The following is a 22,388-nucleotide window of genomic DNA, read 5'->3' as shown; positions in this document are numbered from 1 at the left end:
CGAAACGGAGCATAAACAGCCGATCCTGTCCGAAGCCGCAGGCTGAGTTGATCGGCTGTTGCGAGTGAGCCTTAGAGCAGCAGAAATAGGCCGTCTGAGCGGAGCAGGGCTTCCGGCAACTGCCGAATATAGGCTAAACGTGAAAAGGCGGGGATCTCTCCCCGCCTTTTCCGTCCAAAACCTGCCGCAGTCTGTGTCGCTACTTCTGCACCCAGCGGCCGTTCTGCAGCTGCACCCACCATCCCGGCTTCGCCTCCTCGCGCTTGATCTCCGCGTAGGTCGCCGCCGCCTTGGGGAGCACCTGGTTGATGGCCGCCCTGCTCTCCTTCTGCTTGTTGAGCTTGAGGATCGCCTTCGCCATGCCGGTGACGACGACCTTGCGGCTTGCATTCTCCGCCTTGATAAGGGCCTCGTCCGGGGGGGCCACCTTCCCCTTGTCCCGCGCCTCGATGAGCCCCTGGCTGTTCACCCCGATCGCCCCGGCGTCGAAGAGGGCGCGCAGCCGCGGCAACCGGGAGCTCATTTCGTCGTAGGCCTTGAGGACGTCGGGCATGCTGGAGAGCTCCACCGCCAGGTCGTCGGCGTAATTTTCGGCGGCCCAGGCCTCCGAAACCAGCGACACTCGCGGGAGTTGCTCGAAAAGCCTGCTCTGGGGCCTGGCCTCCTCACCCTTCGGTTCCTCGGCCGGCTTCGGCTCTGCGGCCGGCTTCTCCTCCCCCTTTTTCAGGAGCATCTCGTCGAGGGACTTGTAGGCCTCCTTCACCGCCTTTTCGGGAAAGTAGACGTTAACCGTAATGATGGCGCAGGCGGCGAGCAACCCGCACAGGCCGGTGGCACTCCATTTCAGGACACTTCGCGTCATGGTCTCCTCCTCGGGTATCTGTTCTCCAGCACTATACCACATCGGCCGGGCAATGGAAGTTTTACTCCTGCCACTGGAACTCGGTCTGGGGCGTGGGGGCCTCCGCAGGCTTCTCGCCGGCCCGCACCGCCTTCCCCCGGGCCGCCGCCTCCCTGATGGCGCCGAAGAGGTGATCCAGGGCGATCCGGTTCTGAAGCGGCGCCACCGACACGCTCAGATCCCGTATCCCCAGGAAATTGGTGTGGGAGATATCGAGGGTGGTGAAGGTTAGGTATCCCTTCTCCAGGTAGGCGCTCACCTCCCCCGTGTCATAGGGGCGGTCGTCGCGGAAAAAGAAGCCGCGAAGCTTCTTGCCGGCCAGCCGCTGGAGGAACTCCTTGGAGAGGAGCATCTTCTCCCCCCTGGACTCCCGGGCCCAGAGGTCGGTGAAGCCGACGAGCCCCTCCTCCCTCTTTCCCTCACCGTAGAGGCTCACGACGCCGTCGATACGCCCCGAGGCGTAGCCACGGATCTTCGGAATGGCGTTGCAGAGGCGGCGAAGGCTCAGGTCGTTCACCAGGATATCGGCACCGTAGGAGAGTCCCCCCTGTACCGCCACGAACCCCTTGCCCAAGAGCGCCCCCCCGTACAGCGACGAGCGGAGCGCCGCGAGCTCCGTGACGCCACGGGCGGCCCGCAGGTGGAGGACCGTCTCCCCCAGCTCCAGGGGACCGAACCGGACGGCACCGATGGTGAGCACCTCACCCCCGGCCGGGGTTTTCCGCAGCGACTCCAGAAGCTGGGGATAGTTCTCCTTCGTGAAGCGGTGCGCCTCGGGGGGGCGGCGCGGCACACCGCCGGGACCAAGGAGAAGGGAAAACGGGACCGTCCCCCCCACACCGCTTATGGTGAGCTTCTGGGACGCCACATCGAGGGAGACGCCGTCGAGCAGGACGGCACCTTCGGCGAGGGCGGACTTTCCCTTGAGCGCCAGGGTGGCGCGGGCCGTCACCGCTCCGCCGACCGTAGCCTCCTGGAGGAGACGGGGGAGGGCGTTGGCCAGGGGATCGACGATGCCGGCAACGGGAGTGCGGGAGAGAGAGAGAGAAAGCTCCCCCTGCCGCCGGGGGGACCAGGCGTGGTCCACCTCTCCCCGGATCCGGAGCGCAACCCCCGGCCCCGGCAGGATGGCGGCATCCCGGATGGTCGCCTTTTCCCCGGTGATGGCGGCGAAAAGTCTTGCGCCACCCCCGTGGAGGATGCTCTTACCACCTTCCCTGGCCAGCGCGACTTCCCGGGCCTCTCCCTCCACGCGACAGGTAACGCCGGTGCCCGGGACGAATGTTCCCTCGGCGGCGATGGTCACCCATCCGCCGGAGGGGACAACGGCCGGCCGGCGGGGGAAAAGGGGGGGAAGCGTCGCCAGGTCCCCATCGCGAAGAGTGACGGTAAAGGTTACCCCCCTGGCGGTGGCACGGGGATCGAACGCAAGGCGGCCGCCCAGGGCTCCGCCGGCGACGGTCCCGCCAAGCTCGACCGTTGCCGCCTCGCGCCCGAGAGCGAACCGGACCGAAGGCGCCCCGAGGGGGGCACCGCGCAGCATCGCCCCGCCGGTGGTCACGACACCGTTTCCTTCCAGCCACCTCACCGGTGGCGTCCTCCGGAAATCTCCGTGAAACGCGGCCGCCAAGCCGGCAACCTCTCCCCACGCCCCCCGGATCCTCCCCCCCGCCAGGGTGATGGAGACGGGATAGCGCCCTGCGGCGGGGCTCCCCTCGGCGGCACCGACCGTCAGCGACAGGGGCCCCGGCTCCATCGTTGTCCCGGCAAAGCGGAAGAGGGCATCTTTCAGCGTGACGGTCCGGTCGGTCAGGCGCCAGCCGAACCTGGCCTCCGCGGCACGGCCGTCGATGAGCACGCCGTCGAACCGGCACTCCCCGGCGGCGTTGCCCCTCCCCCCCCTCCGCTCGAAGGCGGTCCGCAGCACTCCCTTTCGCAGCGAAACCTTCCGCCCCTTGATCTCCCCCGTGACGGCATCCCCGCTCAGGGAGAATTCCCCCCCCATCTCCCCTGTCCCGCGCCCCGCCACGTGGAGCGCAAGGGCGGCGGCCCCCCCCGTCAGCCGGATGCCGAGAGGGGCGAGCCGGGGAGCAAGCACCGTCAGTGGAGTGGGGGGAGTCGAGAGGGAGAGGGAAAGGGGGGGCGAATCGGCAGGACGGAAGGACGCACCTCCGTTGACCGCAATCCCGGACACCCGCGCCGTAAGCGGGGCGGCCTCTACCCGGCGCAGGGCGAACCGCTCCGTCATGGCAAGCGTGAAGGGGAGGTCGAGGCGTTCCAGGGGAAAGGTCCCCCCCTGGGAGGGAAGGGTGAGCTTTCCGTGCACCACAAATCCGCCGTCGCCCCGTCCGAGGGTGGCAGTTCCGGCGAGTCCCCGGAAAAAGGTCCTCCCCCCGCGGGAGGCCGACCCGTCGCGGAGCCGGACCCCGCCACTCAGGAGCGTGATCCACCGCGCGTTTCCTGCAAGACGGAACCGTCCCCCGCCGAGGGTGCCGCCGACGGCGGTGTCGCGCCGCATCGCCGCTGGCAGAAGCCGGGAGAGCCGTCCGAGATCGAGATCATCCACCTCCAGCTCGGCGGCAAACCGCCGCTCGGCGCGCAGACGGCTTACCTCCCCCTTCGCCCGCAGCCGGAAGGTGTCGGCCAGATCCACCCGGACCGACTCGGCCCACGCCTTGTCCCGCGCCGGCTCGTAACCAACCGCCAGAGTGATCCTGCCGGTCAGGGGGGAGAGCCGCCCGGCGCCGGTGTCGATGAGCACCCCGCGGGCCTCGGCGCGCCCCTCGGTACGGAGGAGACCGCCGGCATATCTCACCGTCAGCTGCAGGCTTCCCGTCCCTCCCCCGATGGAGAAAGCCCGCGTCCCGAGCATCTTTCCGTAGGGCGCCAGTGAGACGCTCGGGGCCGTGAGGGTCAGGTCGAGGCCGGGGGTGGGACCGGGACGGATATTCCCTGCCAGCCGGAACCGGCTTCCCCCCATATCGGAAAAGGCCAGCTCCAGGCGCGAATCGGCGCTCCCCCGGGTCGAAAGGTCCCGCAGCCGGAGGGCAATCCCCTCTGCGGCGTATCGTTCCGCCGTCACCGCACCGCCACGGACCACGAGCTCCCCGATCCGGAGCTCCGGCGCCGGCTTTCGCCCCGGCTTCCTTATTACGAGGTGGGCGACGTTCCACTTCCCCTCGCGGTTCCGTGCAAGCGACACCCGTACCCCGTCGAGCTCGACGCGCCGGAAATCCCGCTCCCCGCGGAGAAGTGCCAGCCAGCGGGGGATGATGGTGACCGCCTCGGCCGTCGCCAGGGGGGCGGCCGGAAACCCTGGAGGGTTACCGATGCGCAAGCCGCGGATCACCACCCCCCCCAGACGGGGTTCAATGGAGGATACTGACACCGGAACATGGAGGAGACGGGTGAGGAAACGGGAGAGCTGGCCGGCGGCCGATGGCGAGGGGAGATACCGGAACAGGAAGGTGCTCCCGCCGAGAACCAGGAACGCACCCATAGCCAGCCACCACACCGTGCGGCGGCGGATACGTGGGGATGATGTCGGTGCGGGGACCGGGGTTTGTGACATCGGCCTGGTTCTCCCGGAAACGAATCCTTCTGCAAGGAGACTTTAACCGGACAGGGGGATGTTGGCAAGGGGGCGGAAACGGTGGCACGCGGGGCGCCGGAAAACGAAAGAAGCCCCGTCCGGACGGGGCTTCTTTCACTGCAAAAACCGTGTTCCGCCAGAAGACAGCGGCAGAAGGAAGCTACTTCTTCTTGCCGGCAACGGCGTCCTTGAGAGCCTTGCCCGGACGGAACTTGGGAACCTTGGCGGCAGCGATCTTGATCTCTTTGCCGGTCTGGGGATTACGGCCGGTACGGGCCTTGCGGGTGGATACCTCGAAGCTGCCGAAGCCGACGAGGGTCACCTTGTCCCCCTTTTTGAGCGCGTCGCTAACAGCACCGATGAACGCACCAACAGCCTTGTCGGCTGCGGCCTTGGTCAGATTGGCGGATTTCGCAACGGCATCCACAAGTTCTGCTTTGGTCATGGTAAACCCTCCTTTATTAGGTAATTCTGGCGAATACTATAGACAGAAATTTCCACTTTGCAAGGGATTATTTGCGGGAAACCAAATTTTTTCACCGCCGGAAACCGTTGTCCCACAAGGGTTTATCCTCCAGGGGGTGGGCAACCCCCCCGTCGGACGGCCATTCAGGCCCGATCGCACAGCGTAACATGCCGTAATGACTAGGGTTGCTGCAGCTCGGGGAGGTACTCCCCCGCCTCCCCGTCGTAGCTCTTCGGTTCGGTACCGGCGATGAAGCATTCGGCGATCGCTCCCTCGCTCCCCTCATGGGCAAGCTTTCCGGTGCGGGGGTTGATGATGGCGAAGGTGACATCCGGCGGCGCTGGGAAGTTCTGGGCCGGCAGCCCCGCCACGGCCCGCTGCATGAACTCGGTCCAGATGGGGGCCGCCGCCTGTCCCCCCGACCCTCCGGCCCCGAGGGAGCGCTCCTGGTCGTAGCCGACCCAGACCCCGGCCACGAGCTGGGGGATATAGCCGATGAACCAGGCATCCTTCATGTCGTTGGTGGTGCCGGTCTTGCCGGCCACGGGGCGGCCGAGGGCCCGGGCCCTTTGTCCGGTACCGCTCTGCACGACGCCTTCCAGCAGGTTGGTCATGATGAAGGAGGTTTCGGGGGAGATGACCGGCACCGCGGCGGGGCCACCGGCGCCACCTCCGGGGGGTGCTGGCTTGGCCTCCCCGTCGAGGGGGGGCGGCGCCGACGACTGGTTGGTGAAGACCGGCACGGTCGGCTCCTTCGTCTCCTCCAGGACTTTGCCGTCGCTGTCTTCGACCTTCGTGATGAAGTACGGCGTGGTCCGGTACCCACCCGAGGCGAATACGGCATAAACGGAGGTGAGCTCCAGGGGGGTGACGCTCGACGAACCGAGGGCGAGGGTCAGGTTGGCCGCCAGTGGCGAGGTGATCCCGAGTTTCTTGGCGTACTCGATGGCGTAGTCGACCCCGATCTGTTCCAGGATCTTCACGCTCACCACGTTGATGGAGTTGGTGAGGGCCTCGCGCATGGTGACCGGTCCCCGGTAGACGTTGTCATAGTTCTTGGGCTTCCACGCCTTCTCCCGGCCACTCTCGTACTCCACCTGCGAATCGTCGATGATGGTGGCGGCGGTGAGCCCCTTGTCGAGGGCGGCGGCGTAGATGAGCGGCTTGAAGGCGGAACCGGGGTTGCGGCGGGCCTGGACCGCCCGGTTGAACTGGCTCTTGCGGAAATCATACCCGCCAACCATCGCCCTCACGGCACCGCTGCGGGGGTCGATCGCCACCACCGCCGCCTGGGCCTCGGGCTCCTGGTCGAGGGCGAACACCGCCCCCTGTTTGTTGGCGTCGGGGCTCTGCACCGACACGAGGATCACGCTCCCGAGGGGGAGCGACTTCCCCTTCTCTTCCTGCTTCCCCCAGGCGTTCACTAGCCTCACCTTGCCGGCCCAGGCCATGTTCCGGCGGGAAAGGATCCCGGCCCGGTCCCCCACCCGCACCGTCACATCCCCCTTCGCCGGGTCCACGGCGGTGACGACCCCCTGGTAGGTGGTCCCCTGTTTGAGGGAGGCCGTATCGATCCCGTCCTCCACCTTCCGGCAGAGGTCGTCCACCTCCGTTTCGGCGAGGTACTTCAGCGCTCCGCGGAATCCCTGCCGCTTGTCGACGGCCTTCAGACCGTTCACCACCGCCTCGTAGGCCCCCTTCTGCATCTCGGCGTTCATCGTGGTGTAGATCTTCAGCCCTTCCTTGTAGAGCTTGTCCTCCCCGTACCTCTCTTCGAGCTGGATCCGGATCTGCTCCAGGAAGTAGGCCGACTGGTCGCCGTTCACCTTCTTCATCGACCTGATGACGATGGGGGTCGCCCGGGCGTGGTCGGCCTCGGCCTGGGTGATGTACCCCTCCTTCACCATCCGCTCCAGGACGTAGGCCTGCCGCTCCCGCGCCCGGTCCAGGTGCTTGATGGGGGAATAGCTGTTGGGGGCCTTGGGGAGCCCCGCCAGCATCGCCATCTCGGCCAGATTGAGCTGGTCCACGTTCTTGCCGAAGTAGGTTTCCGCCGCCACCTGGACGCCGTAGGAGCCGGCCCCGAGGTAGATCTGGTTCAGGTAGATGTAGAGGATCTCGTCCTTGGAGAGCTGCTCCTCCATCCGCTTGGCGAGGATCGCCTCCTTGAACTTGCGGGAGAATTTCTTCTCCGGCGTGAGGAGCATCGACTTCGCCACCTGCTGGGTGATGGTGGACGCCCCCTCCTTCTTCCGCATGGAGAGGAGGTTTTTCACCGCGGCCCGGGCAATGCCGGGATAGTCGAGCCCCTTGTGCTGGTAGAAGTTCGAGTCCTCCGCCGCCACGAACGCCTGGATCAGCTTGCGCGGGATCTTATCCACCGGCACCACAACCCGGCGCTCCAGGTAGAACTCCCCCACGAGACTGCCGTCGTCGCCGAAGACCTGGGAGACGATGGGGGGGTGGTAGTCAGCGAGGCGGTCGACCCGGGGCAGGGAGTGATAGAGGTAGAAGAGGTACCCGGAAAGGGCCAGAAGTCCCGCCAGGGCGATAACGGCAAGGGAAACAACAACAATTTTTAATGGACTTTTCCCCTGCCGCCGGTTTATGTTCCGGGAGGGGGGGGTCTGACGGCCGCCGGTGAGCGTCATGAAAGGATCTCCGAACCTGCTGAACTTCGCGTGGTTAGCAACAAAGAGGAAGCTTAGCGCAGATGAACGGCACAGTTCAAGATGTTTATCGACGGGGAACGGGACCGCTGGCGGCCACCATCCCCGCAGAAGGAGGTGCAGCGCGGTGAGAGTGAACAGGTGGGGACATCGGGCGAGAAATCTCTGCCTCGGGGGGGGAGCGGTGGCCCTTTGGGTCGTGGTCGCGCTGACACCCCCGGCGCAGGGGGCGGAGATCACCCCCTTCAGGACCGTCAACCTGAGCCCCGTCGTCCAGATCTTCGGGCTGCCGGCCATCGGGACCGCGACGGTGCTGCCGAAAGGGGGAGGCGAGGCGAGCCTCGTCTTCGACGCCGCCAACAACTTCGCCATCGACGAGACCCCGCGGGAGCAAATCGTGCTGGACGGCGAGACCTACCGGCTCGCCCTCGGACTGCGCTACGGCATTGCCCGGGGGATCGAGGGGGGGATCGAGGTCCCCTTCGTCTTTCACAGCGGCGGCGAACTCGACGGCTTCGTCGAGTGGTTCCACGACTCCTTCGGTTTCGGCACCGGCGGCCGGGACCAGGCCCCGGAGGGGCGCCTCCTCTATGCCTACACCCGGGACGGCGTACAGCAGTTCCGGGTCGACCACCCCAACGGCGGCATCGGCGACATCCGCCTGACCGGCGGCATCCGGCTCTACGACGACGAGAGCGCCGCGCCGCGGGCGCTGGCCCTGCGGGCCGCCCTGAAGCTTCCCACCGGCAACAGCGCAAAGCTGCGCGGAAGCGGCAGCGTCGACGGCTCCCTCTGGCTCACGGGAAGCGACGACTACCGGCTCGGGGGGTGGGGGCACGCGACCCTCTTCGCCGCCGCCGGCGCAACGGTGATGAGCAAGGGGGATGTGCTGGAGGGGCAGCAGAAAAACGTGGCGGCATTCGGCTCCCTCGGTGCCGGCTGGAGCCCCTTCGACTGGCTCGTCCTGAAGGTCCAGACGAACTGGCACTCGGCCCTCTACCGGGGGAGCTCGCTGCGGGAGCTCGACGCCGACACCCTGCAGATCATCGGCGGGGGGACCATCGCCTTCACCAGGAGCACCGCCCTCGACCTGGGGGTTTCGGAAGACCTGAACGTCAAGACCTCCCCCGACGTGGCGTTCCACTTGGCCCTAACCCAGCGGTTCTGAGCCGACCGTTTCCGCCTCAGCGAAAAAAAGCGGGCCCCTGCGTTCGGATAGAACGCGAGGGGCCCGTTCTCTTTTGCGGCTCCGATGGCGGCGACGCGCCTACTTCACATCCTTTTTCCGCCGCTCGTCCCGCAGGGCATCCAGGGCAAGGAGCGCCACCCCGACGCAGATGGCGGAATCGGCCACGTTGAAGGCGGGCCAGTGGTGCCCCTTCCAGTAGACGTCCAGAAAGTCGATCACCTCGCCGAGGCGGAGCCGGTCGATGAGGTTGCCGATGGCCCCGGCAAAGATCAGGGCGAAGGAGGCCGCGGCGAGCCGCTGGTCGTCCCGGAGCCGGCGGAAGGTGAAGGCAATCGCCGCGATGGCCACCAGCGACACGGCGATGAAGAAGGGGAGGCGGTAGCTGAAGTTGGCGAGAAAGCTGAACGCCGCCCCCTTGTTCCGCATGTAGGTGATGTTGAAGAGGCCGTCGATGACCGGAATCGACTGGTAGAGCTCCATGGTCCGGTCGATGAGGATCTTGGTGGCCTGGTCGGCGACGAGGACGACGGCCGTCACGCCAAGGAGGATGCGGTAGTTCGGTCTCATCGCCCTACTTCACCGCCGCCACGCACTTCGGGCAGAGGGTCGGGTGGTCACTGTCGGCGCCGATCTCCTCGTCATAGTGCCAGCAGCGCTCGCACTTCTCTCCCGGAGCGGCGGCCACCCCGATCTTAAGCCCCTTCACCCCTTCAGCCTCGGTGAACCCGCCGGCCGGCTCCGCCACCAGCTCCACCCTGGAGACGATGAAGACGGTGGCCAGCTCACCGGCGTACTCCTTCAGGAACGCCAGGAGCTGCGGCTCCGCCGCAAGCGTCACCGCCGCGTCGAGGGAGTGGCCGATCACTTTCTGCACCCGGGCCTGCTCCAGGGCCTTGGAGACCTCTCCCCGCACCCTGATGATCTGCTCCCACCGCTCCACCAGCGCCTCGTTCTTCCACTCGGGGTGGAGTTCGGGGAAGCCGGCCAGGTGCACGCTCGCCTCGGCCCGCTTCGGCATGTACCGCCAGACCTCGTCGGTGGTGAAGGATAGGACCGGCGCCATGAGCTTCACGAGGGATTCGAGCACAAGGTACATGACGGTCTGGGCGCTGCGGCGCTCCGGGGCGTCCTTGCGGCTAGTGTAGCGCTCCTTGATGATATCGAGGTAGAAGGCGCTCATCTCCACGGTACAGAAGCCGTTCACGGCGTGGTAGAGGATGTGGAACTCGTACTCGTCGTAGGCGGCAAACACCTTCTCCTTGAGCACTTCCAGCTGGTGCAGGGCCCAGCGGTCCAGCTCCGTCATCCCCTCGAAGGGGACCCTGTCGGTGGCCGGGTCAAAGTCGTAGAGGTTCCCCAGGAGGTAGCGGCAGGTGTTGCGGATGCGGCGGTAGGCCTCGGCAAGCCGCGTCAGGATCTCCTGGGAGATCCGGACGTCGTCCCGGTAGTCCTGGGCCGCCACCCAGAGGCGGAGGATCTCGGCGCCGTACTTCTTGATCACCTCTTCGGGGGAGACCACGTTCCCCACCGACTTGCTCATCTTCCGGCCGGCGCCGTCGACGACGAAGCCGTGGGTGAGGACCTCCTTGTACGGCGCGGTGCCGCGGGTGCCGACGGAGGCGAGGAGCGAGGAGTGGAACCACCCGCGGTGCTGGTCGCTCCCCTCAAGATACATGCTGGCCGGCGAGCCGAGCTCCGGGCGGTTTTCGAGGACCGCAGCGTGGGAGACCCCGGAGTCGAACCAGACGTCCAGGATATCCATCTCCTTCTCGAAGGAGTGCTTCCCGCACTTGGGGCAGACGGTGCCGGGAGGAAGGAGCTCGGCGGCCGCCCTCTCGTACCAGAGGTCGGCCCCCCCTTCCATGAAGAGGTCGGCCACATGGTGCATGGTCTTGCCGTCGGCGAGGATTTCGCCGCACTCGGTGCAGTAGAAGGCGGTGATCGGGACCCCCCAGGAGCGCTGGCGGGAGATGCACCAGTCGGGGCGGTTCTCGATCATGCCGTGGATCCGCTCGCGTCCCCACTTCGGCACCCAGGAGACCCGGTCGATTTCCTCCAGCGCCTTCCGCCGCAGGTCGTTCTTCTCCATGGAGATGAACCACTGCTCCGTGGCCCGGAAGATGATCGGCTTCTTGCAGCGCCAGCAGTGGGGATAGGAGTGCTCCACCGTCCCCTGCCCCACGAGCGCCCCCACCTCCTGCAGCTTCTCGATGACGCTGGCGTTGGCGTCGAAGACGAACTGGCCGCCGAAGAACTCCAGGCTCTGGATGTAGCGCCCCCGGTTGTCCACCGGGTTGTAGATGTCGAGCCCCTCCTTGAGGCCCAGCTCGTAGTCCTCCTGGCCGTGACCCGGCGCGGTGTGGACGCAGCCGGTACCGGCGTCGAGCGTTACGTGCTCCCCCAGGAGGACGACGGAGTCCCGGTCGTAGAAGGGGTGCCGGCACCGCTTCCGGTAGAGGATGTCGGCCCGGAAGGTGGCGACGACGCTCCCCTCAAGGCCTGTGGCGGCCATGAAGGCGTCTTTGAGCCCCTCGGCCACCACGAGAACCTCGCCCCCTGTCTCCAGGGCCGCGTACTCCAGCTCCGGGTGGAGGGCTACGGCCAGGTTGGCGGGGATGGTCCAGGGGGTGGTGGTCCAGATGACCAGCGACACCTTCTTCCCGGCCAAGGGGGGGACCGAGGCAGAGATGTCGTCCTGGAGGAGGAACTTCACGTAGATGGAGGGGGAGGTCTTGTCGGCGTACTCCACCTCGGCTTCCGCCAGGGCGGTGACGCAGGAGGAGCACCAGTGGACCGGCTTCTTCCCCTTGTAGAGGCCGCCGTTGTCGGCGAAGCGGGCCAGCTCCCGGGCGGTGATCCCCTCGTAGTCGGCGGTCATGGTGAGATAGGGGCGGTCCCAGTCGCCGAGGACGCCGAGGCGCTCGAACTCCTCCCGCTGGATCTTCACGAACTTCTCGGCGTACTCCCGGCACTGCTTGCGCATCTGGAGCTTGGTGGTCTCATGCTTCTTCGACCCCAGGTTCTTCTCCACCTGGAGCTCGATCGGGAGGCCGTGGCAGTCCCACCCCGGGACGTAGGGGGCGCCGAACCCCTGCATCCGCTTGCTCTTGAGGATGATGTCCTTGAGGATCTTGTTGAGGGCATGGCCGATGTGGATGTGGCCGTTGGCGTAAGGGGGACCGTCGTGGAGGACGTAGCGCGGCTTGCCCTCTCCCGCCGCGGCAAGGGCGCCGTAAAGGTCGGCTTTCCGCCACCCTTCCAGGATCTCCAGCTCCTTCTGGGGAAGGTTGGCCTTCATCGGAAAATCGGTGACCGGCAGGTTGAGGGTGTTTTTGTATTCCATGAACGTCCTCCGCAACGGATGGGGATCGGCCGCGCAGGCGGGAGGCGGCGCGGGCCGGGGAAACGCTTAACGCTACTGACATTCCGCTGAAAAGTCAAGGTCAAAGGGGATGCGGAAGGGGTGTTGCCAACCCGTTGCCAACGTTTGACCGGCGCGGTGAATGACGATACAATCGTCTTTGGCAGACGCCGCTTTAGCCGCGTCCCGCAGGCCGTCGCCCAACCATTTCCCCCCCTCTCCGGGGAGACAGGATCCACCCCATGAACCAGCAGATTCGACTCCTGATACTCGAAGACTCGGAGGACGACCTTCTCCTCATGCTCCACGAGCTTCGCCGCGGCGGCATCGCCCCGGAATACGAGCGTGTCGACAGCGCCGCAGGGATGCGCGCCGCCCTTGACCGCCAGAACTGGGACGCCATCATCTCCGACTACAACATCCCGGGATTCGGCGCCCTGGCGGCCCTCGACCTCGTCAGGGAGCGCAACCTCGACATCCCGTTCATCATCGTCTCCGGCAAGATCGGTGAGGACACCGCCGTTGCCGCCATGAAGGCCGGCGCCCACGACTACCTGATGAAGGAAAACCTCTCCCGGCTCGTCCCGGCCATCGAGCGCGAGCTCCGCGAAGCGGACGGACGGCGGCGGCGCCACCAGGCCGAAGAGGCGATCCGGACCCAGTTCGTCCAGATCAGCACCATCTTCGACTCCCTCAACGCCCTGGTCTACGTGGTCGACCTCGCGGACTTCCGGCTCCTCTACCTGAACCGTTACGGCATGCAGCTCTTCGGCGAGGAGTGGGAGGGGCGCCCCTGCTACGAGATAATCCAGGGGGGGAAGACGGTGCCGTGCGATTTCTGCACCAACGAAAAGCTCCTGCTGGACGGTCGGCCGCTCCCCCCCTACATCTGGGAGTACCAGAACGCCGTCAGCGGCCGCTGGTACCAGTGCATCGACAAGGCGATCCGCTGGACCGACGGGCGGCTCGTCCGGATGGAGATCGCCATCGACATCACCGAGCGCAAAGAGATGGAGCGGATGAAGGACGAGATGATCTCCGCCGTGAGCCACGAGATGCACACCCCGCTTACCGCCATGATGGGATTCACAGAGTTTCTCCTGGAAAACGAGGTGGACCGCGAACAGCAGAAGAACTGCCTCCGGACCATCTACAAGGAGACCGAACGGCTCAGCGAGCTGATCAGCAACTTCCTCCAGCTGCAGCGCCTCAGGGCGAGCATGGTCAAGTTCCGGATCAGGCCGGTGCCGGTGGGGCTTCTTCTGGCCGACGCCGCGGCGCTCTACGCGGCGGCATCGAAGAACCACCGGGTGGTGGTGGAGTGCCCGCCGGATATCGGCGAGGTCCGGGGAAACGAGGAGCAGCTCTACCAGGTCCTCTCCAACCTCATCTCCAACGCCATCAAGTACTCGCCAGACGGAGGGGATGTGGTCCTCGGCGCCCGGGCGGGGGAGGAAAACATCACCATCTGGGTGAAGGACCAGGGGATCGGGATCCCCCCCGAGTTCCAGGAAAGGATCTTCGAGCGCTTCTTCCGGGTCGACAACACCGACCGCCGCAAGATGGGGGGGGCCGGGCTGGGACTCACCCTCGTCCGCGAGATCGTCGCCGCCCACGGCGGGAGGGTCTGGGTGGAGAGCAAGCAGGGGGGAGGAAGCACGTTCTACGTGTCGCTTCCGGTCATGCGCCAGAGCGAGGCGGCGTGAGAGGCGGCGGGATCAGTGGGAGATCCAGAGGTAGTCGGCGTCGGCGAGGGTAATCGTGTCAAGGGGCATGGCCGGGTCGGGGAGAACGATCACCCCCTTGAGCGCCGGCTCCTCCTTTTCCACCTCGGTCGGCATCCCGCCGCGCATGGCGTGCCCTCCCCCCGTGATCACCACCACCGTCCTCCGGGGGTTCTTCTGCAGAAACGCCACCAGGTGATACGCCATCGCCTTGTTCCAGAGCATCTGGGCCTCGCAGAAATTCCTGAAGCTGCGCTGGCCGGCGTCGTGGTTGGCGTAGGAGCGCCGGATCATCGCCAGGTAGGCGTCGCTGACGTCGCAGGCGATGGAGGGAGGGAGCGCGCGCCGCTCTTCGGGGGTGAGGGAGTCGAACCCCGTCGTCGCCACCTTCCGGGCAATCTTCCGGAGGACGTTGAGACCGACGAGCGGAATCCGGTGGTCCCGGGCGAAGAGGAGAATGTCACCGTAGAGGGACCACGGCAGTGTCCAGCTCCTGAGGTAAAACTTCTGGAACTGCGTGAGGCCGACCCGCCCTTCCACCCAGCGGTCGAGCTCCCGCTGGTCCGCCGCCGTGAACATCTCCATCCCGATGGCAAGGGGGACTCCCGCCCCGTGGAGGTCCCGGATGATCCGGAGCTGGAGGAGATGATGCGCCGGCTCGTCGTGGTTCTCTCCCACGTAGACGACCCGGGCCTTTTTCAGATCCGTCATCATCTCGCCGAAGGTGACTTCCCGGCGGTCTTTCACCCGCACGATCAGGTCATGACCGACACAGCTTTGGGCCACGAAGATCCCTGCCAGCAGCACCGAAACTCCTATCGCCGTCCCCCGTCTCACCGTCTCACTCCCTGCGGGATCACCACTCCTTCTCCCCCCGCCGGTGGAGGGGTGCCCTTCACCCGGTTCTCCCCGCCGCTGAAGACGAGGAGGCCGTAGCGACCGTAATGGGTTATCTTCAGGGCCGCCTTATCCGCCGCCGATGCCGACAGCGGCAGCAGGAGGGCCGCCACCCTGCCCGGGGAGCCGGGGCGCACCCCCATCGCCAGCAGGAGGTCTTCCTCCCCGCCGTATCGTTTCCCCCCCACCGCAAAGCCGTCCGCCGCAACCGAAACCCCCTCGGGGAGCTCCGGCAGAAGCTCCCGGTGCGCCGGCATACCGCAGACGAGGAGGTCCCGCCCGGCGAGGGCCGCGGGGTCCGCATTCTCTTCCGGCAGCAGCTTCGCCCCCTCCTGCCCCAGGGAGCGGAGCAGGAGCGACAGGGTCCCGCCGCCAGCGGCGCAGCGCCGCGTCACCACAACCGTCAACTCCCGGCTCCCCTTGATCCGGTTGACCGTGGCGGGAAGCTCCGCCGGCGCCAGGAGCCGAAAAACGTCGACCTCGGGGTCGAGTATGACCCGCGCCGGCCGCCAAACCGTGGCGACAGCAAACGGGGTCCGCCCGCCGGCAAGCCGCAGCGCCGTATCGGACCGGTTCGCCTTCCCCTCCACCCGGACCGTGACGGTTAGCGGATACGCTCCCCTTTCCTCCGTCACCTTCCCCCGCACCTGCCAGCGCCTCCCCTGCCGCCTTGCCGCAACCTCGGCAAGGGCCAGGCGCGGCCCCCCCGGCAGGTCGAGCCATGGCTTCACGAAGGAAGAGAGCTCCTCCCCCGCCGCCGTGGAGAAGGCCTGGACGAGATCGTCCCAGGAGACGGCCGTGAAGCACCGTTTCCGGAAGAGCTCCCGCAGGGCGCCGAAAAACGCCCGGTCGCCGATCCGCATCCGGATCATGTGGAAGAGCATGGCGGCCTTGCCGTAGCCGATGGCGCGGGAGGCGGGGTCGGTCCGCCCGACGAAGAGCCGGAGCGGAAAATCCTCTACCGGCCCCACGAGGGAGGCGTAGTCGGCAAGTATCCGGAAGCGGTAATCGCGCCCCGCCGCGGCCGACTTCCGCTCCTCCTGCAGGTAGTCGGCGAGATAGGTCACGAGCCCCTCGCACCAGTTCCCCTCCCGGTAATCGACCAGCACTCCGTTGCCCCACCAGGAGTGGGCGATCTCGTGGGGAAGGCTCGTGGTGACGATGAAGGGGAGGCGAATCACCGTTGCGCCGATCAGGGTGTAGGAGGGAAAGCCGTAGCCGGTAGGGAAGAAATTCTCCACCACGGCGAACTTCTCGAAGGGGTAGGGGCCGAACTGCGCAGCGTAGAAGCGGAGGTAGCCGGCGGCCGCCTCCAGATAGCGGGGGGCGAGGTGCGCATCCTCCGGATGGAAGTAGGCGTAGAGGGGAATGCCGGCCGCGTCCCGCTCCTCGATCACGTAGGGACCGGCCGAAAGCGATACCCCCCCTGTCGGGTGGGCCTCCTCCCAGACGGAGCGGGTGATCCTCCCTTCTGTCTTTCGCATCACGCGCCTGCCGGCGGTGATCGCCTCGATCCCGGCAGGGGCGCTGACGGCTATGGTTCGCCGGGTGGGGCCGGCGGCCGGGGCGGGGTACCAGCCGGCATCGCTTCCGAGGTAGCTCCCCCGCGAGGTGATGGCCCCCTTCACCCCGTAGGAGGGGTCTTCGGTCACGGCGGGGCGCTCGGGGGCCGGATCGTTGAAGACGCAGCGGTACCGTACGGTCACCCGGAGCGCCGCCCCTTCTTCCGTCCGCGGCAGATCAACCTGCATCCGTCCGTCTCCGCGGCGAAACGGGGCACCCCTTCCGGCCGCCGCCACCGTCTCGATCTCCGCCGCCGGGTTCAGGGAGAGGGTAAGGGTGCCGACCGCGCCGGGGGCGAGCTCCAGGACGCTCTCCCCCTCCAGGAGATGGCGCTCGGGGAGGAGGCGGACCCGGATCTCCTGGCGGACGACCCGCGCCTCGATCGGCATCGCGCAAGCCACAGGGGAGAGACCGAGAAAGAGGATGAAAACGGTGAGATGAAGAAAGGACTTCATGGGGTACAACTATACCACCGAATCATCGGGGCGACAGAAAGAGGAGGGAAAGGAAGAGGGAAGAGCGCGGCTACCGGCCGCCGCGCTCCGTGTAGGTCTTACGGGAATGTCGATGCCGTTTCTTCTTCGCCCCGGCGAGGGCGAGGAGGTCGGCTTGGGCGACCCGCCATCCACCCTCCTCCCGGACGAGGCGGACGGAGCGGGTGGAGTACTCGGTCTCCCCCGGCCCCTCCAGCCCGAAGCGGGCCCGGATGGTGACGGCATCGCCGCTGCCGGCGGTGACCCGCACCTCCTGCATCTTCTCCCAGCAGCAGGCCGGGCGCCGGGAGGCGTTGGCAAGCTTGCGCGCAAACGCCTCCCGGCTCTCCCGTCCCGAGACCGAGGTCCGGTCATAGACCCCTTCGTAGTTCCCCGCGCGCCAGAGGTCGAGGATCCCGTCCAGGCTCTGGCGCGCCTCGGCCGCCACCGCCGGGTCCGCCGGCTCCCCCCTGCGGGCTTGCGCCGGCAGGGCGAGGGCGGCGAGAAGCAGGGTCGACAGCACAATCAGCAACGATTTCATGGTTTCCTCCCGGAACGGTTAAGTCCCGCTCATAATAGGGAAGCAAACCCGAAAGGGCAAGCGGTTTCCAGTCACACCCGCCGCTCCACCGCCCCGGCCACCAGCCTGAGCCGTGCCATGAGGGCATCGAACTTCTTCGGCTTCAGGGACTGGGGGCCGTCGGAGGAGGCCCGCTCCGGATCGGGATGGACCTCGATCATGAGGCCGTCGGCCCCGCCGGCCACGGCGGCGAGCGCCATGGGGGCCACGTAGTGGTAGTTGCCGGTGCCGTGGGACGGGTCGGCCACCACCGGGAGATGGGTCATCTGCTTGAGGACCGGGATCGCCGAGAGATCGAGGGTGTTGCGGGTGGCGGTCTCGAAGGTGCGGATGCCGCGCTCGCAGAGGATCACCTGCTGGTTCCCCTCACTCATGACGTACTCGGCGCTCATGAGAAACTCCTGGATCGTCATCGACATCCCGCGTTTCAGGAGCACCGGCCGGCTGAGCTGCCCCACCTTCTTGAGGAGCGCGAAGTTCTGGGCGTTACGGGCGCCGATCTGGAGGATGTCGGCGTACTCCGCCACGAGCTCCGCCGTCTCCGGGTTCACCACCTCGGTCACGATGGGGAGCCCCGTCACCTCCCGGGCCTTGGCCAGGAGCTTCAGCCCCTCCTCCTCCAGCCCCTGGAACGAGTAGGGGGAGGTCCGCGGCTTGAACGCCCCGCCGCGGAGCACCTGGGCCCCGGCCGCCTTCACCGCCTTCGCCGTCTCGATGATCTGTTCCTCACCTTCCACCGAGCAGGGGCCGGCCATGACAATGATCTCCGGGCCGCCGATCGCCACCGTGTCGCTGATCCGGATGACGCTCGGCTCCCCTTTCACCTCTCTGGAGGCAAGCTTGTACGGCTTCAGGATCGGCACCACGCTTTCCACCCCGTGCATCGACTCGATCGACTGCAGCACCAGTTTCCCCCGCTCGTCCCCCACGGCGCCGATCACGTCCCGCGTCGTGCCGTGGATCACGTGGGATTTGTAACCGAGTTCCCTGATCCGCTTGAGCACCTCGTCCCGATCCTTCTTCGCCGCTCCCGACTTCATTACGATGATCATCCTTTCCTCCCTGGTTTTCCCGGAAACGCGACAGGCCGGAGGATTTCTCCCCCGGCCTGTCGTGCTTGCTGCTCCTGAAACGAAAAAGCCGGGGGTAGTTTCCTGTCCACCCTCGGCTTCCGGTTTAGTGTATGGTCTGTTCAGCTTCCCCTACGATAAACCTCAACCCCGGGCAGACGGCCTAAAATAAAAGCCGTACCAGAAGTAAAAGCTAAAGTAGGAAACGAAGCCTTTGTTGAACATGGGGGCTATAGTTGCCCAGCGAGCCGGAGATTGTCAAGCATTAACTTGCGAACCGAGAGAACAACTCCGGCATCTGGACCCTCGACATCGGCAATGGAGGCCACAAACGAGGCTCAGCGCCTCGGTTCTCCGGGCATTCCTGTAGTATACTCTGAAAAAACGGAACCTGCGAAACGGAGAAATCGGGTGAGAAACCGAGTAGAGAGACTCTCACAAAAGATCGCATCGCTCAGGTGGTTCCTGGTGGAACTGGTGGTGTATGCCATCTTCGTGGTGGGGTACTTCTTTCTGGTCTTGCACCTTCTGGGGGACTGGCTGAAGCAGGTTTTCGACGAGAACAAAAACTTCTACGCGCTCGTGGCGCTGGCGTTGATCATCGTGCAGGGGGTTACCCTGGAGGTGGTGACCAGCGCGCTGTTGCGCATGATTCGCCGCAAGGTGAGGTGAGGGCAACGCCATGGACTTCCCGATCTCCGGCACCCATATCCATCCCCTCTACCTGATGGGAATCGGCTTTGTCGTCGGGATTCTGGGCGGTTTCTTCGGCGTCGGGGGAAGTTTCCTGGCCGGTCCGGCGCTCTTTGCGGCGGGGGTGCCGATGAATTTTGTGGTCGGCACCGATCTGGCGCACATCGTCGGCAAATCCATCGTGGCGGCCAAGAAACACCGGGTGCTCGGCAACGTGGACATCAAGCTCGGCATGATCATGGTCAGCGGCACCATCGCCGGCGTGGAAACCGGCGCCCAGCTCATTCAGTACCTGAAACGCCAGGCCAACGTGGATGCCGTGGTGGGGATCGGCTTCATCTGCGTGCTCGTCTCGATCTCCGCGTTCATCGGCTGGGAGAGCTGGCAGACGCTGAAGATGGAAAAAAAACGCGACACCAGGAAGTCGTCCACAGGCTTAACCAGGCCACAGCCGGTCCCGTCCCGGTTCCGCCGTTATCTGAAATCGAGCCGTGACGCAGCGGTACGGGTCAAGAGGGACGAGTCGATCATCGCGCATATCCCGCAACGGATCCACCACCTCCAGTTGCCGCCGATGGTCCGCCTCCCCAACTCGGGTATCGCGCGGATCTCGCTCTGGACGATTCTGGGCGTGGCGTTTGTAGGTGGGGTGTTCAGCGGCTTTCTCGGCGGCGGTGCGGGGTACATCCGAATGCCGTCGATGGTCTATCTGCTCGGGGTCCCCACCCACGTGGCGGTGGGGACGGATCTGTTCGAGATCGTCATCTCCGCCAGCTACGGAACACTCACCCATGCGGTCAAAGGGAACGTGGACATTCTGCTGGCGCTGGTCATGCATACCGGCGCGGCCATCGGCGCCCAGATCGGCGCTACCCTGACCGAATACTTCCACGGCACGCGCATCAGGCTGGCGTTTGTCCCTCTGCCGCTCATCGGCGCAGGGGTGGTGATTTACAGTTTGGTGACGGGACACCATTTCAAGTAACGGGTGGCAAGGCGATGAAGATTCTGTTTTGCAGCGATGGTTCGAGCCAGGCGGAAAAGGCGGTCCGCTTCGGCGCGCCGTTCGCCGCCGCCTGCGGGGCGGAAACCTCGATCCTCGGCATTGCGGAAAAACCGGGGCACGAAGATCCACTCCTTGAGGCCCTCAGGCGGGCACGGGAGATTCTCAGAGAACACAGCCTCAACGCCGAATTGATCACCAAGGCGGGCCGTCCCGTGCACGAAATCGTCAAACGGACCCGGGAGAGCACCTATGACCTGGTGGTGATCGGCGCCGAGCGCAAAGGGACGCACGGCCCTGTGTGGATGTCTGCGCTGGCCTATGAGATCATCGAGTCCGTCGAGCCGCCGGTGCTCGTGGTCATTGGAGATCGCCCCTCCCTGCGGCGCATCCTCTTCTGCACCGGCGACGGGATGCAGTCCGACACGGCCGTGGAGTTCGCCGGCGAGATCGCCCGGTGCGGGAAGGCGGTGGTGGACCTGTTTCACGTCATGGCAGAACCGCCGGCGATGTTTGCCGATCTGATCGAACTGGAGGAGGACACCGACCGCGTGCTGACGTCGAACTCGCTCCTCGGTCTGAGGTTGCGCCATCAGAAGGAGGTGCTGGAGAAGCCGGGGGTCTTCGGTGAGTTCCGGCTGCGCCATGGGCTGGTGGTGCCGGAGCTATTGAAGGAGTTGCGGCGGACCGAGTACGATCTGGTGGTGTGCGGTTCATCGCCGGCCGAAGGGATGCTGCACACATACGTTATGGGCGATGTCACGCGCGAGATCGTCAATCGCGCCGGACTTCCCGTGCTGGTAATGCGGCCCGGGCCAAGACAGATCATGCGCCACTTCAGGGATCTCGTCTCCCACCTGTTTCGGCGTCCCAGGGAAACTTCCGAAGCCACGGGCGACTGATCCGGAAAAAGCCCTTCACCTCTGGGGCAACAGGCGCCGTGGGGTGCGCGCAGAAGGAGCCCGAAATGAGAAAAAGGAGTGCGGGGCTGCTCATGTACCGCTTTCGCGGCCGGCAGATGGAGGTCCTTCTCGTTCATCCGGGAGGACCCTTCTGGGAGAAAAAGGATACGGGCGCCTGGTCGATACCGAAGGGGGAGTACTCGGAGGGAGAGGACCCCTTTGAAACGGCGAAGCGCGAGTTTTTCGAGGAAACCGGCTTCGAGGCGAAGGGGGAATTCATAGGGCTCACCCCACTCCGGCAGGCGAGCGGAAAAGTGGTCACTGCCTGGGCGTTCCAGGGAGAGTGTGATCCCGGCAAAGCGAGAAGCAACTCCTTTACCATGGAATGGCCCCCCGGGTCGGGGAAACAGAGAGAGTTTCCGGAGGTCGACCGGGCGGCATGGTTCAGTGTGGATGAGGCCAGGAAGAAGATCCTGAAGGGGCAGGTCGGCTTCATCGATGAGCTGGGCACACTGCTGATGCACCTGGATCCGTGAGGCCGGGGAGCCCGAAGAGAGCCTTTCGCATCTCGACGGGATCCGCTCCCCCCAAACCCTTTGACACTTCCCCTCTCCTTCCGGTACCTTGGCCCCATGAGCAGTTCCTCGCCAGCCATGGCCAACCGGCTTTCTTTGCCCTGAGTTTTCTCGCTCGACCCTCAAACAATCTGGGGAGTGTCCCTAATTTCCTTCTAATTTCCTTCAACAGGATTGTTGAGATCGAGCATCTGGACCAGGAAGACAAGAATACCATTCTGCGCGTTATCGACAGCCTGCTGCGGGATGCCAAGGCCAAGAGAGCTTATGCAATGCAGGCGTAAACCCTCCCGCCAGCCTTGGCAGGCCATCCGATAATCCGCACTATGTAATCATCCGAAGCAAAAAAGCCGTGCCGGGAAACTCCACCCCGTCACGGCTTTTGCTTTTCGGAATCTTACATAATGCTGTCTGATTATGGGACGAACCGCCAAGCCCCCCGACCGCCCGCCCCTGGAAAGGCAAACCCGGTTAAAGAAAAAACGCCGTAAAGCCCCGCCTAATCCGGGCTTACGGCGTTTTATTGTGGCTAGTTATTATCAAATTCCATAGGAAGAACTTCATAATCAACCCCTTGAATTAAGCTAGGGGTATGGCGGCCCCGGTTTTCTTGGACACGAAAATGAGGTAAATGTACGCGTTCAAGGAGGTCGTCAATGGCAAAGGATGTAAATGTCTCCGGTGCAGCGGAAGGAGAGCGTAGCTCGACTGGAGCGGCACCGGAAATCAA

The 22,388-nt window shown here is 65.5% G+C and carries 16 protein-coding genes and 1 pseudogene; 7 read left to right on the top strand and 10 right to left on the bottom strand.

The features are described from left to right. Positions 1 to 199: 199 nt before the first annotated feature. From M6689_RS05650 to M6689_RS05635, 4 genes are all read right to left on the bottom strand, one after another. On the bottom strand, positions 200 to 862 hold the full coding sequence (locus M6689_RS05650; protein WP_298268891.1) for a DUF1318 domain-containing protein: 663 nt from the start codon (positions 860 to 862) through the stop codon (positions 200 to 202). Positions 863 to 923: 61 nt separating this feature from the next. Further along, entirely contained in the window at positions 924 to 4,400 is a 3,477-nt protein-coding gene (locus M6689_RS05645) for a hypothetical protein (RefSeq protein ID WP_298268888.1), read from the bottom strand. Between the two features lie 253 nt (positions 4,401 to 4,653). Then, a complete protein-coding gene (locus M6689_RS05640; protein ID WP_298268885.1) occupies positions 4,654 to 4,938 on the bottom strand; it encodes an HU family DNA-binding protein in 285 nt (94 codons plus the stop codon). A gap of 200 nt (positions 4,939 to 5,138) precedes the next feature. Beyond that, entirely contained in the window at positions 5,139 to 7,610 is a 2,472-nt protein-coding gene (locus tag M6689_RS05635) for a penicillin-binding protein 1A (protein ID WP_298268882.1), read from the bottom strand. Positions 7,611 to 7,755: 145 nt separating this feature from the next. On the opposite strand from M6689_RS05635, the gene M6689_RS05630 reads away from it, so the two are divergent. After that, positions 7,756 to 8,796, top strand: a complete 1,041-nt coding sequence (locus M6689_RS05630) for a DUF3187 family protein (protein ID WP_298268879.1) — start codon at positions 7,756 to 7,758, stop codon at positions 8,794 to 8,796. A gap of 99 nt (positions 8,797 to 8,895) precedes the next feature. Here the strand turns inward: M6689_RS05630 and lspA are convergent, their stop codons facing one another. Together lspA and ileS are read right to left on the bottom strand one after the other, a co-directional pair. Next, positions 8,896 to 9,384 carry a signal peptidase II gene (gene lspA, locus M6689_RS05625; protein WP_298268877.1) on the bottom strand — a complete coding sequence of 163 codons (489 nt, stop codon included), beginning with the start codon at positions 9,382 to 9,384 and terminating at the stop codon, positions 8,896 to 8,898. A 4-nt stretch (positions 9,385 to 9,388) separates the two neighbouring features. Next, the gene (gene ileS, locus M6689_RS05620) at positions 9,389 to 12,160 is read right to left on the bottom strand and encodes an isoleucine--tRNA ligase (protein WP_298268875.1); all 2,772 of its coding nucleotides are present in this window, start codon (positions 12,158 to 12,160) and stop codon (positions 9,389 to 9,391) included. Positions 12,161 to 12,420: 260 nt separating this feature from the next. Here ileS and M6689_RS05615 point away from each other — a divergent pair, with 260 nt between their 5' ends. Continuing rightward, entirely contained in the window at positions 12,421 to 13,884 is a 1,464-nt protein-coding gene (locus tag M6689_RS05615) for an ATP-binding protein (RefSeq protein ID WP_298268873.1), read from the top strand. A 12-nt stretch (positions 13,885 to 13,896) separates the two neighbouring features. Here the strand turns inward: M6689_RS05615 and M6689_RS05610 are convergent, their stop codons facing one another. The 4 genes from M6689_RS05610 to aroF all read right to left on the bottom strand — a co-directional run bounded on the left by M6689_RS05610 (position 13,897) and on the right by aroF (position 18,467). Continuing rightward, positions 13,897 to 14,739, bottom strand: coding sequence for a ChaN family lipoprotein (locus M6689_RS05610; protein ID WP_298268871.1), 843 nt, complete (start codon positions 14,737 to 14,739; stop codon positions 13,897 to 13,899). After that, the gene (locus M6689_RS05605) at positions 14,736 to 16,817 is read right to left on the bottom strand and encodes a M1 family aminopeptidase (RefSeq protein ID WP_298268868.1); all 2,082 of its coding nucleotides are present in this window, start codon (positions 16,815 to 16,817) and stop codon (positions 14,736 to 14,738) included. Before M6689_RS05605 ends, M6689_RS05610 begins: the two co-directional genes overlap by 4 nt. A gap of 70 nt (positions 16,818 to 16,887) precedes the next feature. Further along, positions 16,888 to 17,376 carry a hypothetical protein gene (locus tag M6689_RS05600; RefSeq protein ID WP_298268865.1) on the bottom strand — a complete coding sequence of 163 codons (489 nt, stop codon included), beginning with the start codon at positions 17,374 to 17,376 and terminating at the stop codon, positions 16,888 to 16,890. A gap of 71 nt (positions 17,377 to 17,447) precedes the next feature. Next, complete coding sequence (gene aroF / locus M6689_RS05595) at positions 17,448 to 18,467, bottom strand: 3-deoxy-7-phosphoheptulonate synthase (RefSeq protein ID WP_298268863.1); 1,020 nt, start codon at positions 18,465 to 18,467, stop codon at positions 17,448 to 17,450. Positions 18,468 to 18,896: 429 nt separating this feature from the next. Between aroF and M6689_RS05590 the strand changes: the two genes are divergently transcribed. The 5 genes and pseudogenes from M6689_RS05590 to M6689_RS05570 form a co-directional block, all read left to right on the top strand. Next, positions 18,897 to 19,157: a hypothetical protein gene (locus M6689_RS05590; protein ID WP_298268860.1), complete on the top strand. Its 261-nt coding sequence runs from the start codon at positions 18,897 to 18,899 to the stop codon at positions 19,155 to 19,157. Positions 19,158 to 19,167: 10 nt separating this feature from the next. Continuing rightward, the gene (locus M6689_RS05585) at positions 19,168 to 20,163 is read left to right on the top strand and encodes a sulfite exporter TauE/SafE family protein (RefSeq protein WP_298268858.1); all 996 of its coding nucleotides are present in this window, start codon (positions 19,168 to 19,170) and stop codon (positions 20,161 to 20,163) included. Positions 20,164 to 20,177: 14 nt separating this feature from the next. Then, complete coding sequence (locus M6689_RS05580) at positions 20,178 to 21,083, top strand: universal stress protein (RefSeq protein WP_298268856.1); 906 nt, start codon at positions 20,178 to 20,180, stop codon at positions 21,081 to 21,083. A 65-nt stretch (positions 21,084 to 21,148) separates the two neighbouring features. Further along, a complete protein-coding gene (locus M6689_RS05575) occupies positions 21,149 to 21,619 on the top strand; it encodes an NUDIX domain-containing protein (protein WP_298268854.1) in 471 nt (156 codons plus the stop codon). A 695-nt stretch (positions 21,620 to 22,314) separates the two neighbouring features. Further along, a pseudogene (locus M6689_RS05570) lies at positions 22,315 to 22,388 on the top strand (IS3 family transposase); the annotation flags it as partial.

The sequence above is a fragment of the Geobacter sp. genome, assembly GCF_027327745.1.
Taxonomy (GTDB): Bacteria; Desulfobacterota; Desulfuromonadia; order Geobacterales; family Geobacteraceae; genus Geobacter.
The sequence above is the reverse complement of the archived record's forward strand: the minus strand, read 5'-3'. Positions and strand labels throughout refer to the sequence as shown.

Bases quoted from the DNA above. Each gene is read 5' to 3' on its own strand.
- M6689_RS05650 (WP_298268891.1), bottom strand. From the start codon at position 862: ATGACGCGAAGTGTCCTGAAATGGAGTGCCACCGGCCTGTGCGGGTTG.
- M6689_RS05645 (WP_298268888.1), bottom strand. From the start codon at position 4,400: ATGGGTGCGTTCCTGGTTCTCGGCGGGAGCACCTTCCTGTTCCGGTAT.
- M6689_RS05640 (WP_298268885.1), bottom strand. From the start codon at position 4,938: ATGACCAAAGCAGAACTTGTGGATGCCGTTGCGAAATCCGCCAATCTG.
- M6689_RS05635 (WP_298268882.1), bottom strand. From the start codon at position 7,610: ATGACGCTCACCGGCGGCCGTCAGACCCCCCCCTCCCGGAACATAAAC.
- lspA (WP_298268877.1), bottom strand. From the start codon at position 9,384: ATGAGACCGAACTACCGCATCCTCCTTGGCGTGACGGCCGTCGTCCTC.
- ileS (WP_298268875.1), bottom strand. From the start codon at position 12,160: ATGGAATACAAAAACACCCTCAACCTGCCGGTCACCGATTTTCCGATG.
- M6689_RS05615 (WP_298268873.1), top strand. From the start codon at position 12,421: ATGAACCAGCAGATTCGACTCCTGATACTCGAAGACTCGGAGGACGAC.
- M6689_RS05605 (WP_298268868.1), bottom strand. From the start codon at position 16,817: ATGAAGTCCTTTCTTCATCTCACCGTTTTCATCCTCTTTCTCGGTCTC.
- M6689_RS05600 (WP_298268865.1), bottom strand. From the start codon at position 17,376: ATGAAATCGTTGCTGATTGTGCTGTCGACCCTGCTTCTCGCCGCCCTC.
- aroF (WP_298268863.1), bottom strand. From the start codon at position 18,467: ATGATCATCGTAATGAAGTCGGGAGCGGCGAAGAAGGATCGGGACGAG.
- M6689_RS05585 (WP_298268858.1), top strand. From the start codon at position 19,168: ATGGACTTCCCGATCTCCGGCACCCATATCCATCCCCTCTACCTGATG.
- M6689_RS05580 (WP_298268856.1), top strand. From the start codon at position 20,178: ATGAAGATTCTGTTTTGCAGCGATGGTTCGAGCCAGGCGGAAAAGGCG.
- M6689_RS05575 (WP_298268854.1), top strand. From the start codon at position 21,149: ATGAGAAAAAGGAGTGCGGGGCTGCTCATGTACCGCTTTCGCGGCCGG.